The 16960-nt window shown below is 68.6% G+C and carries 14 protein-coding genes; 10 read left to right on the forward strand and 4 right to left on the reverse strand.

Features of this window, described 5'->3' with window-relative positions:
• The first annotated feature begins 70 nt into the window (after positions 1-70).
• Entirely contained in the window at positions 71-2683 is a 2613-nt protein-coding gene (locus AWC31_RS00540) for a helix-turn-helix transcriptional regulator (RefSeq protein ID WP_085141846.1), read from the forward strand.
• Between the two features lie 54 nt (positions 2684-2737).
• Entirely contained in the window at positions 2738-2953 is a 216-nt protein-coding gene (locus AWC31_RS00545) for a hypothetical protein (protein WP_067845131.1), read from the forward strand.
• A 104-nt stretch (positions 2954-3057) separates the two neighbouring features.
• Here the strand turns inward: AWC31_RS00545 and AWC31_RS00550 are convergent, their stop codons facing one another.
• On the reverse strand, positions 3058-4260 hold the full coding sequence (locus AWC31_RS00550; RefSeq protein ID WP_085141847.1) for a serine hydrolase domain-containing protein: 1203 nt from the start codon (positions 4258-4260) through the stop codon (positions 3058-3060).
• Between the two features lie 293 nt (positions 4261-4553).
• Here AWC31_RS00550 and AWC31_RS00555 point away from each other — a divergent pair, with 293 nt between their 5' ends.
• A complete protein-coding gene (locus tag AWC31_RS00555; RefSeq protein ID WP_085141848.1) occupies positions 4554-5966 on the forward strand; it encodes an aldehyde dehydrogenase family protein in 1413 nt (470 codons plus the stop codon).
• 8 nt (positions 5967-5974) lie between these two features.
• Here AWC31_RS00555 and AWC31_RS00560 read toward each other — a convergent pair whose 3' ends face one another.
• The gene (locus AWC31_RS00560; RefSeq protein WP_085141850.1) at positions 5975-6613 is read right to left on the reverse strand and encodes a class I SAM-dependent methyltransferase; all 639 of its coding nucleotides are present in this window, start codon (positions 6611-6613) and stop codon (positions 5975-5977) included.
• Positions 6614-6710: 97 nt separating this feature from the next.
• Between AWC31_RS00560 and pyrR the strand changes: the two genes are divergently transcribed.
• The 7 genes from pyrR (at position 6711) to pyrF (ending at position 15397) form a co-directional block, all read left to right on the forward strand.
• A complete protein-coding gene (gene pyrR, locus AWC31_RS00565) occupies positions 6711-7268 on the forward strand; it encodes a bifunctional pyr operon transcriptional regulator/uracil phosphoribosyltransferase PyrR (RefSeq protein WP_067845136.1) in 558 nt (185 codons plus the stop codon).
• The gene (locus AWC31_RS00570; protein ID WP_067845137.1) at positions 7265-8221 is read left to right on the forward strand and encodes an aspartate carbamoyltransferase catalytic subunit; all 957 of its coding nucleotides are present in this window, start codon (positions 7265-7267) and stop codon (positions 8219-8221) included. The genes pyrR and AWC31_RS00570 overlap by 4 nt, the downstream gene beginning before the upstream one ends.
• Positions 8218-9531 carry a dihydroorotase gene (locus AWC31_RS00575; RefSeq protein WP_085141852.1) on the forward strand — a complete coding sequence of 438 codons (1314 nt, stop codon included), beginning with the start codon at positions 8218-8220 and terminating at the stop codon, positions 9529-9531. The genes AWC31_RS00570 and AWC31_RS00575 overlap by 4 nt, the downstream gene beginning before the upstream one ends.
• The gene (locus tag AWC31_RS00580) at positions 9528-10028 is read left to right on the forward strand and encodes a PH-like domain-containing protein (RefSeq protein WP_085141854.1); all 501 of its coding nucleotides are present in this window, start codon (positions 9528-9530) and stop codon (positions 10026-10028) included. Before AWC31_RS00575 ends, AWC31_RS00580 begins: the two co-directional genes overlap by 4 nt.
• Positions 10025-11152 carry a glutamine-hydrolyzing carbamoyl-phosphate synthase small subunit gene (gene carA / locus AWC31_RS00585; RefSeq protein ID WP_067845142.1) on the forward strand — a complete coding sequence of 376 codons (1128 nt, stop codon included), beginning with the start codon at positions 10025-10027 and terminating at the stop codon, positions 11150-11152. The genes AWC31_RS00580 and carA overlap by 4 nt, the downstream gene beginning before the upstream one ends.
• Before the next feature lie 88 nt (positions 11153-11240).
• On the forward strand, positions 11241-14582 hold the full coding sequence (carB, locus tag AWC31_RS00590; RefSeq protein ID WP_085141856.1) for a carbamoyl-phosphate synthase large subunit: 3342 nt from the start codon (positions 11241-11243) through the stop codon (positions 14580-14582).
• Between the two features lie 2 nt (positions 14583-14584).
• Positions 14585-15397, forward strand: a complete 813-nt coding sequence (pyrF, locus tag AWC31_RS00595; protein ID WP_085141858.1) for an orotidine-5'-phosphate decarboxylase — start codon at positions 14585-14587, stop codon at positions 15395-15397.
• On the opposite strand, the gene AWC31_RS00600 is transcribed toward pyrF, so the two are convergent.
• Positions 15385-16440 (reverse strand): DUF2330 domain-containing protein, encoded by a 1056-nt coding sequence (locus AWC31_RS00600; RefSeq protein ID WP_085141860.1) that lies wholly within the window; start codon positions 16438-16440, stop codon positions 15385-15387. The two genes, pyrF and AWC31_RS00600, sit on opposite strands and share 13 nt — an antisense overlap.
• 125 nt (positions 16441-16565) lie before the next feature.
• On the reverse strand, positions 16566-16960 hold a 395-nt coding region (locus tag AWC31_RS36660), incomplete at its 5' end, for a hypothetical protein (RefSeq protein WP_110774853.1).

Raw genomic sequence — 16960 nt, forward strand, 5'->3', positions numbered from 1 at the left:
AGCCCGACCCGCGGCGGCGAAGTTTGTCATTACTTTTGCTAACGACTCGCGGGCACCTTAATCTCGATGAGTGAGTCTCGTCTGGCCGCTGACCGGGCGGCTGGAGGAGGCGCGGCTCATCGACGCCGCGCTGTCCTCGGCCGATCTGTCGGGAATCGTGATTCACGGGGCCGCCGGAGTCGGCAAGAGCCGAATCGCTCGTGAGGCGTTGGGTGCCGTCGCGACCAGAGGTCATGAAACTCGTTGGGCCGTCGGAACATCGGCGGCCCGGGATCTCCCGTTGGGGACATTCGCCAGATGGGTCGGTACGGCTGACGCCGACAACGTCGCTCTCGTGGGCCGGGTGATCGAGGCGATGACGGCGACCTCGAACGGTCGATCCGTCGTGGTCTGCGTCGACGATGCCCATCTGCTCGACGACCTGTCCGCCTTCGTACTGCATCAGATCGTTCAGCGCGAGGCCGCCAAGCTTCTGCTGACCGTTCGGGACGGCACCACGGTTCCGGCTTCCGTCCACGAGGTGTGGACCGGCGGGCAATTCGAGCGGCTCGACCTGCAGCCGCTGTCGCGCGACGAGTCGATCCGGCTCGTGCACGCCGCGCTCGGTGGGCCGCTCGACCCCGATGCGGCGGGCCGGCTGTGGCGGATGACGAGGGGCAATGCCCTCTACCTCCGCAACATTGTCGAGCAGGAGGTCGCGCAGGGCCGACTTGCCGGCCGGCACGGATATTGGCGATGGATCGGCGATCCGGTGATACCACCGGGTTTGGTCGAGCTGATCGAATCGCGCATCGGTGCGCTGCCGCCGTCGGTCGGCGAGGTGATCGATATTCTCGCCGTCGCCGAGCCGATCCAGTTGAGCTTGCTGACATCTATCGCCGCGAGTTCCGCGGTGGAAGAGGCCGAGGCCCGTGGGCTTATCACGCTGGATGCCATCGAAAGTGGCGTCGAGGTGCGCGTCGCGCACCCGCTCTATGCCGAGGTGCGACGCAAACGCGTACCGGGCACGCGGTTGCGCAGGCTGCGCGGTCTTGTCGCCACCGAGCTCGCGCACTGCGATGACCGTGACGCCATGCGCGTCGTCGTACACCGGGCGACGCTGACCTTGGACTCGGATCTCAAACCCGATCCCGAACTGCTGACCCGCGCTGCGCAGGGCGCGGTGTGGTTGTCGGACTTGCCGCTCGCGGACCGGCTGGCCGCGGCGGCCGTGCGCGCGGGCGGGGGAGTCGAGGCCAACTTCATTCAGGCGCACGCCTTGTCGTGGCTGAGCAGAGGTGAGGAGTCCGACGCGGTGTTGGACGCGATCCGTACCGCTGACCTCACCGACGACGGCCGTGCGCGTCTGGCGTTCCTGCGGGCCTCCAACGAGTTGTGGTCATTGGCCGACCCGGTGCGGGCGAAACGGCGTATCGATGAGGCATCGGCCTCGATACCCGCCGATGCGCGCGCATGCGTCGATGCCTTCTATGCGGTACACGGAGCCGCTGTGGGCACGCCCGAGACGGCCGCGGCCGCTGCGGCGGGACTGAATCTCGAAGCGCTGCCGGGCATCGTCGGCGCGGTGACCGGCTGGGCCGTCGCGGTTTCCGCCGGCGACGCCGGGCGAACGCAAACCGCGGTGGCCGCCGCGCACCGCGGTTATCGCATTGCCGACAGCTCGTTCGACGCTGCCCACATGCGGTTCGTGATCGCCGACGGCCACATCGGCGCCCTGCTGCTGGCCGGACAGATCGCCGAGGCCGAGCGCGAAGCCGACCGGCAGCGGCGACAGGCTGCCGAGTTACCCGGCGTCGCACAGTTGTTCGGTACTGCGCTGGCGGGCCGGGCGGCCCTCGGCGCCGGCCGGCTCGACGTCGCGTCGGATCTTCTGCACCCGGTCGTCGAGCTGATGGCGGCGGCCGGCGAAACCAACGGCTTCGGCTATCGCTTCCGGCTGCCGTGGTCCCTGGCCCTGGCGATGCGGGGCCGAGCCGACGACTCAACGCTCGACGAACTGCATCGGTGTCGACACCCGAGCTGGCAATACCTCGGTTACGAGGAGGCGCTGGTCCGGGCGTGGGTGTCGGCTTCGCAGGGTGCGGTGTCCGAGGCCGCCGCCGCCGTGCGGGACGGTGCCGAGAAGGCCAGGGCCAATGGGCAGTTCGCCGCCGAGGTGCTGTGTCTGCAGACCGCGACCCAGTTCGGCGACCACACCGGAGCAGACCGGCTGGAGGAATTGACGACGCTTGTCGAGGGACCGCGGGTAGGCGCGGCCGCGGCGTTCGGCCATGCACTCAAGCACGACGACGCCGATGGCCTCGCCGCCGTCGTGGATCTGTTCGAAGCGATCGGCGATGCCGTGACGGCGGCCGATGCGGCAGCTCACGCGGCCGTGGTGTATCGCAGGAAGGATATGCGCGGATCGGCACTCGGTCTGGCCACTCGCGCCGCCGAGCTGGCCGCTCGGTGCGGCGGCGCGGTGACGCCGATTCTGCTCGCCGCGATGGAACGGCTTCCGCTCACCGAGCGTGAACGCGAGATCGCGATGCTCATCGGCGGCGGGCTGTCGAGCCGGGCGATCGCCGCGCGGCTGAACCTCTCCGCCCGTACGGTCGACGGGCACATCTACCGAGCCATGGCGAAGACCGGGGTGGCCACCCGTGCCGAACTCGCGGCCCTCGTGCGGCGTAGGCACGCTTGATTCGAGTATCCCGCTACTCGCTCGGTCCTGCCCGGTCGACCGCATGCTGATCACATGACCGACCGCCGCGACGCGAGGGAACAGGCATTACGGGTTCTGCCGCTGCCGTACTCCCTGGCGTTGCGGTTGCGTGATGCCGGCGTCGCTCCCGAGGTGGTCAGCGAGTACCTCAGCGTCGACGAGTCGGCGCTCGACGGCTTCTACCGGATCGCGGAGGCGAAGCTGGCTGCTGCGCTGCCGTCATCGCCCGCGGAGGTTGATCCCGGGTAACCGGGGCGGGACAGGAAGACCTCATCGAATGTTGGCTTGTGCGCGAGGGATTGCCCAAATCGCGAACACAAGCCAACTTTCGCCGAGCTGGGCTCCGTGCCGGATCAGATGTCGAGCGCTTGATACGTGCGGCGCACGAACTTCGGTTGTGCGGACTGCAGTTTCGCGAGCGACGTGTTGCCCGAGATCGCGGCCGCGTCCACCGACATGTCCGGATGGTTCTGGATCAGGTAGATGAGGATCAGGTCGGCTGACGGATCGGCTTGCCACCACGTGCCGTAGGCGCCCGGCCAGCTGAAGGTGCCGAGCCCGCCCGGGCCGAACAGCTGGCGGGACTTGGCGGGATCGGTGACGACCGACAGGTTGAGCCCGAAGCCGCGGCCGACCCAGAACGGTGCCCCCAGAAAGGGATACTGCTTCTGCTCGGCGGTGAGCCGGTCGGTGCGCATCAGCCGCACCGACTCCTCCGACAACACGCGGACACCATCGACGGTTCCGCCGGACAGCAGCATCCGGGCGAACTTCAGGTAGTCGTCGGCCGTCGAGAACAAGCCGGCGCCGCCGGTGCAGAACGGTGGATCGGTGATCGGCGGAGGCCCCATCACATCGTGGGTCAACGTGTTGTCGGCCGTCAGCTTGTACATCGTCGCCGCCCGCCGCCGGCCTGCCGCATCGACCGAGAATCCGGTGTCGGTCATGCCCAGCGGTTCGAAGATGCGCTCCGCGAGCACCTGCGCCAGCGGCTTGCCCTCGATCCGGGACAGGGCGATGCCGAGCACGTCGGTGGAATGGCTGTAGGTCAGGCGGTCGCCGGGCTGGTGGGCCAGCGGCAGCTTGGCCACCTCGCCCAACCAGCGGTCCTGGTCCTGGCGCAGCGACAGCCTTCCGTAGGCCGACGCCAGCGGCCCGAGCACCGAGAACACGTAGGCCAGCCCGCTGCGGTGGGTCATCAGATCGTCGATCGTGATCGGCCGCCGAGCCGGTTCGGTCCGGTCCAAGGGGCCGCGCGGCTCCCGCAGCACGCGCATGTTCGACAGCTCCGGCAGCCACTTGGTCACCGGGTCGGTGAGTGCGACCTTGCCATCCTCGACGAGCGCCATCGCCGCCGCCACGGTGACAGGTTTGGTCATCGACGCGATCCGGAACACGGTGTCGCGTTGCATCGGCAACCGGGCCTCGACGTCGCGGTTTCCCAGCGCGTTGACCTGTACCACCTTGCCCGCGTGCCACACCATGGTGACCGCACCGGCCAGCAGGCCGGCGTCGATCGCCTCCCGGATGGACGCTTGATTGCCGTCGAGGTTCACCCGGGCCAGGGTAGTCAGCCGCGGTCGTGACCGGCGGTGCGGCGCCAGCGTCGGCGTGCCCGCGCCGCGTCGACGACTGCGGAACTGGCCCGCAGTGGCCGGAAATGTCGTGTTGTGGGCGGGTCTGCTCTATCGAGACCCGCGGCAGCCACTCACCGTGCCCATAGTGATGCGCGTCTCGCGTCTGGCATGGAAATGTGTCAGGCAAGCCCAGTTCCATTCATGCCGGTACTCGGTGGGCACGAGGGCGCGCACCTGCTGACTGGGGAAGTCGTAGAACGAAGAGGTCACCGATGAAGAACCATGACACCAACTACATCGACGGCAAGTGGACCGTATCGAGCGGAACGTCGCGCATCCCCGTCACCAACCCGGCCAACGACGAGGTGATCGCCGAGGTGGTGGCCGGTACGGCCGCCGACGTCGACGCTGCGGTCGCCGCCGCCCGGGCGGCCTTCCCGGGCTGGTCGGCGACACCCGTCGGGGAGCGTGCCGATTACCTCACCGCGATCGCGGGCAAGCTGACCGAACGCGCAGAAGACCTGGCCCGCACGATCTCCGCCGAAATGGGTTGTCCCATCTCGATTTCCCGGGCGGTCCAGCTGCCGCTGCCGATCAACAGCTTCGCCGAGGCCGCGAACATCGTGCGCGACTACGAGTTCGAAGGCGAGTACCGCGGGTCGACGATCGTGCGCGAGCCGTTCGGTGTCCTCGGTGCGATCACGCCGTGGAACTATCCGCTGCACCAGATCGCGCTGAAGGTGGGTTACGGTCTGGCCGCCGGCAACACCGTCGTCGTCAAACCCAGCGAGGTCACCCCGCTGTGCGCGATCGCACTGACCGAGATCGTCGACGAGATCGGGTTGCCGCCAGGGGTTTTCAACATCGTGTTCGGAACCGGCGCGGAGGTCGGCGAGGCGATCGCCGGGCATGACGGCGTCGACATCGTGAGTTTCACCGGATCGACCCGCGCGGGCAGGCGAGTGCAGGAGATCGCCGCCCGCACGGTCAAACGCGTCTCGCTCGAACTCGGCGGCAAGAGCCCCAACATCATCCTGGACGACGCCGACCTGCAAACGGCCGTGCCGGCTTCGGTGAAGTCGATGATGCTCAACTCCGGACAGACCTGCTCGGCGCTGACCCGCATGATCGTCCCGCGCGACAGATTGGCCGAGGTGGAGGCGCTCGCGAAGGCGACCGCCGAGGCGCTTCCGGTCGGCGATCCCGCCGAGGACGGGACTGCGTTGGGCCCGCTGTCGTCTCGCGCACAGCAGAAGCGGGTGCTCGGCCACATCCGCACCGCGATCGATGAAGGAGCCCGCCTGGTCGCCGGCGGCGACACCGACTCCGACGCTCCCGGCGCTTTCGTCCGGCCGACCGTGTTCTCCGACGTCACCGAAGACATGACGATCCACAAGGAGGAGGTCTTCGGCCCCGTTCTCGCGATCGAGGCCTACGACTCCGAAGACGAGGCGGTGCGCATCGCCAACGCCACGGATTACGGCCTGGCAGGCGCGGTCTGGTCCGGGTCGGCGGACCGGGCCGAGAAGATCGCGCGCCGCATCCGCGCGGGCCAGGTGCAGATCAACGCGGGCGCATTCAACGCCAACGCACCGTTCGGCGGATACAAGCAATCTGGGAACGGACGTGAGGCCGGGCTGTTCGGGCTCGAGGAGTTCCTCGAGGTCAAGTCGATACAGCGCTGATCCGCTGATCAGCGGCGCTGCGCCTGCAGCAGCCAGAACGACGCGTCCGCCCCGTTGTGGGGCAGCGTCGTCGTCTCGGTGGTCAGCGAGGTGATGTCCCACCCCGCGTCGCCCAGCGTCGTACGCAGCGTCTCCTCCGAAACCGTCGGCGCACCCCAGTCGGGCTGCTGCAGGTTGGCATCGGAGAACGCGCCGAGCAGCAACGTCGCACCGGGCCGGGTGGCCCGGTGCACGGCGGCGGCGTAGTCGCGCTTGCCGTCGTCGTCGAGGCAGTGGTACATCCCGCTGTCGATCACGGTGTCGAAGGCGTCGTCGTACCCGTCGAGGCGCGTGGCGTCGGACACCGCGAACGTGATCTTCACGCCCGCGTCGGCCGCGCGGCGCTCGGCGGTGATCAGCGCCGTCGGGGAGATGTCGAGTGCGGTGACCTCGTAACCCTGCTGCGCGAGATAGATCGCGTTGTCACCAAGACCGCAGCCGATGTCGAGCACATGACCGTGCACCAGGCCTGCTTCGGCCCAGGCGACGACATTTTCTTTCGGCGCCTTGGTATCCCAGGGCGGCGTGGTGATCGGCGGCACACCTTCTGCGGGACTTTCGCCGCGGTACAGGGCATCGAAGTCGAACGGGGAACCGGGGGATGTCATTTTCGTCAGGATAGTCGTGCTCTGTTAAGCTGCCCGGCAGTTCGACGTCCTTTAACGATCCGTCCAGAGAGGCGGAGAAGGAGGTCAGGGTCTCACCATGGGCTCTTCAGGTACCGACCGGGAATTGCTGTCCGCGGCGGACGTCGGCCGGACAATTTCCCGCATCGCCCACCAGATCATCGAGAAGACCGCGCTGGACGATCCCGCGGAGCGGGCGCGCGTGGTGTTGCTGGGCATCCCGACGCGGGGCGTGATCCTCGCCACGCGGCTCGCCGACAAAATCAACGAGTTCGCCGGTGTCGAACTGCCGCACGGCGCGCTCGACATCACGCTCTACCGCGACGACCTCAACTTCAAGCCGCCGCGTCCGCTCGCGTCGACCTCCATCCCGGCCGGCGGCATCGACGACGCCGTGGTCATCCTCGTCGACGACGTCCTCTACTCGGGCCGCTCGGTGCGCTCGGCGCTCGACGCGCTGCGCGACATCGGCAGGCCCCGCAGTGTCCAGTTGGCCGTGCTCGTCGACCGCGGCCACCGCGAGCTGCCCATCCGCGCCGACTATGTCGGCAAGAACGTGCCGACCTCACGCAGTGAGAGCGTCCACGTGCTGTTGACCGAGCATGACGACCGTGACGGGGTGGTGATATCCAAGTGAGTGCTCGGCATCTGTTGTCGGCAGCGGATCTGTCCCGCGACGACGCAACCGCGATCCTCGACGACGCCGACCGCTTCCGCGAGGCGCTGCTTGGCCGTGAGGTCAAGAAGCTGCCCACGCTGCGCGGCCGCACGATCATCACGATGTTCTACGAGAACTCGACGCGTACCCGGGTCTCGTTCGAGGTGGCGGGCAAGTGGATGAGCGCCGACGTCATCAACGTCAGCGCCTCGGGATCGTCGGTGGCCAAAGGCGAGTCGCTGCGCGACACCGCGCTGACACTGCGGGCGGCAGGCGCCGATGCGCTGATCATCCGCCACCCGGCTTCCGGCGCCGCGCAGCAGCTCGCGGAGTGGACCGCCGAGGAGGACGGCGGCGGGCCTTCCGTGATCAACGCGGGCGACGGCACCCACGAGCATCCGACCCAGGCCCTGCTCGACGCGCTGACGATCCGGCAGCGGCTCGGCGGCATCGAGGGCAAGCGGGTGGTCATCGTCGGCGATGTCCTACACAGCCGCGTGGCCCGGTCCAACGTGACGCTGCTGGCGACCCTTGGCGCCGAGGTGGTGCTGGTCGCACCACCGACGCTGTTGCCGACGGGGGTCGCGGACTGGCCGGTGTCGGTGTCCTACGACCTCGACGCCGAACTGCCCGCGGCCGATGCGGTGTTGATGCTGCGCGTGCAGGCCGAGCGGATGAACGGCGCGTTCTTCCCGTCCGCACGCGAGTACTCGGTGCGCTACGGGCTGTCGGAGAAGCGGCAGGCCATGCTGCCGGACCGCGCGGTCGTGCTGCACCCCGGCCCCATGCTGCGGGGCATGGAGATCGCCTATCCGGTGGCTGATTCATCGCAATCGGCGGTGCTACAACAGGTTTCGAATGGCGTCCACGTGCGGATGGCTGTGCTGTTCCATCTGCTGGTCGGCGCAGACCGGGAGGCGATCAGCGTATGACCGCGCAGAGCAGGGGTAACACGGTGTTGATCCGCGGGGTACGGCTCTACGGTGAAGGCGACGCGGTCGACGTGTTGGTCGACGACGGTCAGATCGCCGAAATCGGTGCCGGGCTGGCGATCCCGGACGCGGCCGAGGTCATCGACGCCACCGGGCAGGTGCTGTTGCCCGGGTTCGTCGACCTGCACACCCATCTGCGCGAGCCCGGCCGCGAATACGCCGAGGACATCGAGACCGGCTCCGCCGCAGCGGCATTGGGTGGGTACACCGCCGTGTTCGCGATGGCCAACACCGATCCCGTCGCCGACACCGCCGTCGTCACCGACCATGTGTGGAACCGCGGGCAACAGGTCGGCCTGGTCGACGTGCACCCCGTCGGTGCGGTGACCGTGGGACTCGAGGGCAAGCAGCTCACCGAGATGGGCCTGATGGCGGCAGGCGTCGGTCAGGTGCGGATGTTCTCCGACGACGGTGTGTGCGTGGACGATCCGCTGGTGATGCGCCGGGCGCTGGAGTACGCCACCGGGCTGGGAGTGCTCATCGCCCAGCATGCCGAGGAGCCGCGGCTGACCGTCGGCGCGGTAGCGCACGAGGGACCCAACGCCGCCAAGCTCGGTCTCACGGGCTGGCCGCGTTCTGCCGAGGAGTCGATCGTCGCCCGTGACGCGATCCTGGCCCGCGATGCCGGGGCCCGCGTGCACATCTGCCACGCCTCCACCGCAGGCACCGTCGAGTTGCTGAAATGGGCCAAGGCGCAAGGTATTTCGATCACCGCCGAGGTGACACCGCACCACCTGCTGCTCGATGACACCCGGCTCGCGAGCTATGACGGGCGCAACCGGGTCAACCCGCCGCTGCGTGAGGCCGGCGACGCCGAGGCGCTGCGTCAGGCATTGGCCGACGGCGTCATCGACTGCGTGGCCACCGACCACGCACCGCACGCCGAGCACGAAAAGTGCTGTGAGTTCTCGGTCGCGCGCCCGGGCATGCTGGGTCTGCAGACCGCGCTGTCGGTCGTGGTGGAGACCATGGTGCGGCCCGGCCTGCTCGACTGGCGCGGCGTGGCCAAGGTGATGAGCGAGGCGCCGGCCGCCATCGTCGGCCTGCCCGACCAGGGCCGGCCACTGGAAGTGGGGGAGCCGGCCAACCTGACGGTGGTCGACCCGGACGCGACCTGGACCGTGGCAGGCACCGAGTTGGCCAGCCGCTCGGACAACACGCCGTTCGAGTCGATGGAGTTGCCCGCCACCGTGACCGCGACGTTGTTGCGGGGGCGGATCACGGCGCGTGACGGGAAGTGTGAACGGTGAACACCCCCACGCTGATCGCCTCATTGGTGATGGCTGCGGTGCTGGCGCTGCTGATCGCGTTCTTCATCCGGCAGATGATGCGCGGCTGGTTGCACCGGGCGCAGCGGCAGGCCGAGCTGATCGGCACCCTGCCTGCGCTGCCCGATACCGTCGGGCAGGCGACCGTGTCCGCCACCAAGGGCCTTTACGTGGGAAGCACGCTGGTGCCGCATTGGAACGACAAGGTCGCCGCCGGTGATCTGGGGTTCCGCGCCAAGGCGGTGCTGACGCGCTACCCCGAGGGCATCATGATGCAACGCAGTGGGGCCGGACCGATCTGGATTCCCGCCGAGTCGATCACCGCGATCCGCACCGAACGTGGCATCGCGGGCAAGGCGCTCACGTACGACGGCATTCTGGCGATCCGGTGGCGATTGCCGTCGGGCGCCGAAATCGACACCGGCTTCCGCGCGGACAACCGCGCCGAACTCGACCGCTGGCTGGAGGAAAAAGCATGACAACGCGCAATCAGGCCGTCTTGGTGCTCGAGGACGGTCGCGTCTTCTCCGGCACCGCGTTCGGCGCGATCGGACAGACATTGGGCGAAGCGGTGTTCTCGACCGGCATGTCGGGCTATCAGGAGACGCTTACCGATCCGAGCTACCACGGTCAGATCGTCGTCGCGACCGCGCCGCAGATCGGCAACACCGGCTGGAATCGCGAGGACGGCGAAAGCCGTGGCGACAAGATCTGGGTCGCGGGGTACGCGGTACGTGATCCGTCGCCGCGGGCGTCGAACTGGCGCGCCGACGGCACCTTGGAGGACGAACTCGTCGCGCAGGGCATCGTCGGGGTCGCCGGTATCGACACCAGGGCGGTGGTGCGCCACCTGCGCACCCGCGGCTCGATGAAGGCCGGGGTGTTCAGCGGCGATGCGCTGGCCGAACCCGATGAGCTGCTGGAGCGCGTGCGCAGCCAGCCGTCGATGCTCGGCGCGAACCTGGCCGGCGAGGTCAGCACCGAGGCCACCTATGTGGTGGAACCCGAAGGTACGCAACGCTTCACGGTCGCCGCCGTCGACCTCGGCATCAAGACGAACACGCCGCGCAACTTCGCGCGCCGCGGCATCCGCAGCCACGTGCTGCCGTCGTCGGTGACCTTCGAGCAGATCGCCGACCTCAAGCCCGACGGGGTGTTCCTGTCCAACGGGCCGGGCGATCCCGCGACCGCCGACCACATCGTCGAGGTGACCCGCGAGGTACTGGGTGCCGGGATCCCGTTGTTCGGCATCTGCTTCGGAAACCAGATCCTCGGCCGGGCCCTGGGCCGGTCCACCTACAAGATGGTGTTCGGCCACCGTGGCATCAACATCCCGGTGATCGACCACATCACCGGACGTGTCGCGATCACCGCGCAGAACCACGGGTTCGCCCTCGAAGGCGAAGCGGGGGAGACGTTCGACACCCCGTTCGGCGCCGCCGAGGTGAGCCACACCTGCGCGAACGACGGTGTCGTCGAAGGCATCCGGCTCGCCAACGGCCGGGCGTTCTCGGTGCAGTACCACCCCGAGGCGGCGGCGGGCCCGCACGATGCCAACTACCTGTTCGACCAGTTCGTCGACCTCATGGCGGAGGACAAGTGATGATCTGCTCGGCGAGCGACCACTTTTGTACAGATTTTCGCGGCGTGTCGTGTACAGACACGGTCGCTCGCGGTGAGGGGAACCAGTAATGCCACGTCGCTCTGATCTCAACCATGTGCTGGTCATCGGGTCGGGCCCGATCGTTATCGGCCAGGCCTGCGAGTTCGACTATTCGGGCACCCAGGCGTGCCGTGTCCTGCGTGCCGAGGGCCTGCAGGTGAGCCTGGTCAACTCGAACCCGGCGACCATCATGACCGACCCCGAGTTCGCCGATCACACCTACGTCGAACCCATCACGGCCGCGTTCGTCGAGAAGGTCATCGCCCAGCAGGCCGAGCGTGGCAACAAGATCGACGCGGTGCTCGCCACACTCGGCGGGCAGACCGCGCTGAACACCGCAGTCGCCCTGCACGAGGGCGGCGTGCTGGAGCGCTACGACGTCGAACTCATCGGCGCCGACTTCGAAGCCATCCAGCGCGGCGAGGATCGGCAGAAGTTCAAGGACATCGTCGCGAAGGTGGGCGGCGAATCCGCCCGCAGCCGTGTGTGTTTCACCATGGACGAAGTGCGCGAGACGGTGGCCGACCTCGGCCTGCCCGTCGTGGTGCGGCCCAGCTTCACGATGGGCGGGCTCGGTTCGGGCATGGCGTACTCGGCTGAGGACGTCGAGCGGATGGCCGGCGACGGGCTCGCCGCATCGCCGTCGGCCAACGTGCTGATCGAGGAATCGATCTACGGCTGGAAGGAATTCGAGCTCGAGCTGATGCGCGACGGCCGCGACAACGTCGTGGTGGTCTGCTCGATCGAGAACTTCGATCCGATGGGCGTGCACACCGGCGATTCGGTGACCGTGGCGCCGGCGATGACGCTGACCGACCGCGAGTACCAGAAGATGCGCGATCTCGGCATCGCGATCCTGCGTGAGGTCGGCGTGGACACCGGCGGCTGCAACATCCAGTTCGCGGTCAACCCGAAAGACGGGCGGCTCATCGTCATCGAGATGAACCCGCGCGTGTCCCGCTCGTCGGCGCTGGCGTCGAAGGCCACCGGTTTCCCGATCGCGAAGATCGCCGCGAAGCTGGCCATCGGCTACACGCTCGACGAGATCCTCAACGACATCACCAAGGAAACCCCGGCCTGCTTCGAGCCGACGCTGGACTACGTCGTGGTCAAGGCGCCGCGGTTCGCGTTCGAGAAGTTCCCGGGCGCCGACGCGACCCTGACGACCACGATGAAGTCGGTCGGCGAGGCTATGTCGCTGGGACGCAACTTCATCGAGGCGCTCGGCAAGGTGATGCGGTCGCTGGAAACCAGCCGCGCCGGGTTCTGGACGGCCCCGGATCCCGAGATCTCCGTCGAGCAGGTGCTCACCAATCTGCGGACGCCGATGGACGGCAGGATCTACGACATCGAGCTCGCGCTGCGGCTCGGCGCGTCCGTCGAGCAGGTCGCAGAGGCGTCCGGCGTCGATCCGTGGTTCGTCGAGCAGATCGCGGGTCTCGTCGCGTTGCGCGCGGAGCTGATCGACGCGCCGGTCCTCGACGAGGAACTGTTGCGCCGGGCCAAGCACAGCGGCCTGTCCGACCGCCAGATCTCGGCACTGCGACCCGAGCTGGCGGGTGAATCGGGTGTGCGCGCACTGCGACAACGGCTCGGTATCCACCCGGTGTTCAAGACCGTCGACACGTGCGCCGCGGAGTTCGACGCCAAGACGCCGTACCACTACAGCAGCTACGAACTCGACCCCGCCGCCGAAACCGAGGTGGCTCCGCAGACCGAGAAACCCAAGGTGCTGATCCTGGGCTCCGGACCGAACCGCATCGGGCAGGGCATCGAGTTCGACTACAGCTGCGTGCATGCGGCGACGACGTTGAGCCAGGCCGGTTTCGAGACGGTCATGGTCAACTGCAACCCCGAGACGGTCTCCACCGACTACGACACCGCCGACCGGCTGTACTTCGAGCCGCTCACGTTCGAGGACGTGCTGGAGATCTATCACGCCGAATCCGTGTCGGGCGAGGGTGGGCCCGGCGTCGTCGGCGTCATCGTGCAGCTCGGCGGGCAGACTCCGCTCGGCCTCGCCAAACGCCTTGAGGAGGCGGGCGTTCCGATCGTCGGTACGAGCCCCAAGGCCATCGATCTGGCCGAGGACCGCGGCGCGTTCGGTGAGGTGCTGACCACGGCCGGGCTGCCCGCACCGCGGTTCGGCACCGCCACGAGCTTCGAGCAGGCGCGCCGCATCGCCGCCGACATCGGCTACCCGGTGCTGGTGCGGCCGTCGTACGTGCTCGGCGGGCGGGGTATGGAGATCGTCTACGACGAGCAGACCCTGCAGGGCTACATCACCCGTGCCACGCAACTGTCGCCGGAACATCCGGTGCTCGTCGACCGGTTCCTGGAGGACGCCATCGAGATCGACGTCGATGCGCTGTGCGACGGCTCCGAGGTCTACATCGGCGGCATCATGGAACACATCGAGGAAGCCGGTATCCATTCCGGCGATTCGGCGTGTGCGCTGCCGCCGGTGACGTTGGGCCGCAGCGACATCGAAGCGGTGCGCCGCGCGACCGAGGCCATCGCCCACGGCATCGGTGTGGTCGGGTTGCTCAACGTTCAGTACGCGCTCAAGGACGACGTGCTCTACGTCCTTGAGGCGAATCCCCGGGCGAGCCGGACCGTGCCGTTCGTGTCCAAGGCCACCGCCGTTCCGCTGGCCAAGGCCTGCGCCCGGGTGATGCTGGGCGCCACCATCGCGCAGCTGCGCGAGGAGGGTCTGCTGACCGAGACCGGGGACGGTGCGCACATCCCGCGCAACGCCCCGGTGGCGGTCAAGGAGGCGGTGCTGCCGTTCCACCGGTTCCGCAGAGCCGATGGCGCACAGGTGGATTCGCTGCTCGGCCCGGAGATGAAATCGACCGGCGAGGTGATGGGCATCGACCACGATTTCGGCACGGCCTTCGCCAAGAGCCAGACCGCCGCGTACGGATCGTTGCCTGCCGACGGCACGGTGTTCGTGTCGGTGGCCAACCGCGACAAGCGTTCGCTCGTGTTCCCGGTGAAGCGGCTGGCCGATCTGGGCTTCCGGGTCCTGGCCACCGAGGGCACCGCGGAGATGTTGCGCCGCAACGGCATTCCGTGTGACGAGGTGCGCAAGCACTCCGAGGAACCCGTCGACGGCGACACGCGTCCGTCGGCGGTGGACGCGATCCGCGCCGGCGAGGTCGACATGGTCATCAACACGCCGTACGGCAATTCCGGCCCGCGCGTCGACGGTTATGAAATCCGGTCGGCGGCCGTGTCGATGAACATCCCGTGCGTCACCACGGTGCAGGGTGCGTCGGCCGCGGTGCAGGGCATCGAGGCGGGCATCCGCGGCGACATCGGCGTGATGTCGCTGCAGGAACTGCACAGCGAGCTGGAATCCCGATAGCCATGGCCGGCTTTGGGCAGCGACTGGCCGACGCGGTGTCGGCCCGCGGGCCGTTGTGTCCGGGGATCGACCCGCATCCGGAGCTGCTGCGGGCGTGGGGTCTGACGACCGACGCCTCCGGTCTGGCTGCGTTCTGCGACATCTGCGTGGCGGCGTTCGCGGACTTCGCGATCGTCAAACCGCAGGTGGCGTTCTTCGAGGCCTATGGTTCCGCCGGTTTCGCGGTGCTTGAGCGCACGATCGCGGCATTGCGCGATGCCGGTGTGCTGGTGTTGGCCGACGCGAAACGGGGAGACATCGGTTCGACGATGGCGGCCTATGCCGCGGCGTGGGCCGGTGACTCGCCGCTCGCGGCCGACGCGGTCACCGCATCGCCGTACCTCGGATTCGGGTCGCTGCAGCCGCTGCTGGACACCGCCGCCGAACGTGGCCGCGGGGTCTTCGTGCTGGCCGCCACGTCGAATCCGGAAGGCGCGAGCGTGCAACGTGCCGTGGCCGGGGCACGTACGGTCGCGCAGTCGATCGTCGACTCGGTTTCCGAGGTCAATCACGCCGCGAACGACGCCATGGGCTCGGTCGGGGTGGTCGTCGGCGCGACAGTCACCGAACCACCCGATCTCAGCACGCTCGGCGGTCCCGTCCTCGTTCCCGGGGTGGGCGCCCAGGGCGGCCGCCCGGAGGCGTTGGGCGGACTCGGTGGCGCCAAGACGCTGCTGCCCGCGGTGTCGCGTGAGGTGCTGCGCGCCGGCCCGGCAGTCGGTGACCTGCGCGCCGCGGCCGAGCGCATGCGGGACGCGGTCGCCTACCTGGCCTGACGGGCGCGCCACACCCACACGATCAGGACGGCGACAATCGTCGAGATCGCGGCCAGCGCACTGCCCGCCAGCAGGAAGAATCCGGTGACATCGCCATGGTCGCGGTATTCGTGGACGACCTTCTGGAACGCCGCGTCGGAATCGGCGCGCTCGAAGACGTAGTCGCCGTCGATGGATTCCGGCCGGCTGATGTCGTTGCTCCACCGGGTGAGGTAGGCGCCCGACTCGAGGTGGGGCCGCAGGGTGTACGCGACCGATTCGGCCGCGACGGGGCCCGCGAACTCCAGCGTCGGCCGCTCACCCGCGACCGGGTATTTCACCGGATCCATCCGGTGCTCGGCGATCACGTAGAGGTCGACGGCCTGCGGCATCTTCGCCGACCGGGACAACCGCATCGGGTACACCACCTTGCCGGAGGCAAACGAGAGCCGAAGCGGCTGCAGGTTTCCGGTGAGCTCGGCTCCCGCGGTGTCGGGCGTCAACTGGATCGCGACGATCTCCCAGCCGTCGGCGACATAGGGGGCGATGTTGCGCGACAGGTCGGGCGGTTGCGGAAAACCGTTGTCGGCCAGCCAATCCGCCAATGCGGCCGGATCGTCTGCGGCGAGCCGGGTGATCGCGAAAGGCCCGATGCGCTGCTGGCTGAGCACGCTGACGTCGGCCCCGGCGGGCGCTCGGTCGGCACCGCCGTCGGCGGCCGCGAAACCGCCCAGCCAGCCGAACGTCGGCCACCACGAGTCGCGGTATTCGATGCGCGGCGCAGTCAGCCGCGCCAACTCCTCGAACACCGCACCGTCCCCGGCGGTGACGTGGGATGCGGTGGGCACCGGCATCACCCACGCCGCCTTCTCCGAGCCGCCACGCACGTTGAACGACATCAGGATGTCCTGCGTGGTGCCGTCCCAGGTGATGAGCGCGCGTTCGTCGATGACGGCCGCGTCGTCGTTGTCCGGTATGTAGGCACCGCAGCCACATGCCCACGCCGGTGCCGCGATGTTCGCGCTCAGACCGACGAACACCATGACGAGGAGGGCACGCAGCATCCGGGCCACGCCCCAGATCGTATGGCCCTCCTCGCGTCCGTACGTAGCGCCAGGCCGGTGAGTCGGCAGCGCAATCGCCGTGGCGCTACGTACGCCGCGATGTCAGTCGAGTGAAAGCCCTTCGATCACAGCGGGATCCAGATCCCGAACAGCCAGAAGCCCCAGTTGTTGAAGCCCGGGTTGAAAATCGGGGTGACCCAGTGCCCGTTGTAGTTGAACGGCTGATGGTCGAAGCGGCCCTGGTCGATGCCGCGCCAGGCCAGGTTCGGTGGGGGAGGCGGAGGCGCGTCCCAGTGCCCGCCCGGACCACCGGGGCCGCCAGGGCCGCCCGGCCCCGGACCACCGGGGCCGCCAGGGCCGCCCGGCCCGGGACCGCCGGGGCCACCTGGGCCGCCCGGCCCGGGACCGCCGGGGCCACCCGGACCAAAACCACCGGGCCCGCCGGGTCCGCCGGGGCGATCGGGACCACCGGGCCCACCCGGACCGGGCCCACCCGGACCGGGCCCACCCGGACCGCGAC

The sequence above is a fragment of the Mycolicibacterium wolinskyi genome (genome assembly GCF_002101965.1).
In the GTDB taxonomy this organism is placed as follows: domain Bacteria; phylum Actinomycetota; class Actinomycetes; order Mycobacteriales; family Mycobacteriaceae; genus Mycobacterium; species Mycobacterium wolinskyi.

Bases quoted from the DNA above. Each gene is read 5' to 3' on its own strand.
- AWC31_RS00545 (WP_067845131.1), top strand. From the start codon at position 2,738: ATGACCGACCGCCGCGACGCGAGGGAACAGGCATTACGGGTTCTGCCG.
- AWC31_RS00555 (WP_085141848.1), top strand. From the start codon at position 4,554: ATGAAGAACCATGACACCAACTACATCGACGGCAAGTGGACCGTATCG.
- pyrR (WP_067845136.1), top strand. From the start codon at position 6,711: ATGGGCTCTTCAGGTACCGACCGGGAATTGCTGTCCGCGGCGGACGTC.
- AWC31_RS00560 (WP_085141850.1), bottom strand. From the start codon at position 6,613: ATGACATCCCCCGGTTCCCCGTTCGACTTCGATGCCCTGTACCGCGGC.
- carA (WP_067845142.1), top strand. From the start codon at position 10,025: ATGACAACGCGCAATCAGGCCGTCTTGGTGCTCGAGGACGGTCGCGTC.
- AWC31_RS00600 (WP_085141860.1), bottom strand. From the start codon at position 16,440: ATGCTGCGTGCCCTCCTCGTCATGGTGTTCGTCGGTCTGAGCGCGAAC.
- carB (WP_085141856.1), top strand. From the start codon at position 11,241: ATGCCACGTCGCTCTGATCTCAACCATGTGCTGGTCATCGGGTCGGGC.
- AWC31_RS00575 (WP_085141852.1), top strand. From the start codon at position 8,218: ATGACCGCGCAGAGCAGGGGTAACACGGTGTTGATCCGCGGGGTACGG.
- pyrF (WP_085141858.1), top strand. From the start codon at position 14,585: ATGGCCGGCTTTGGGCAGCGACTGGCCGACGCGGTGTCGGCCCGCGGG.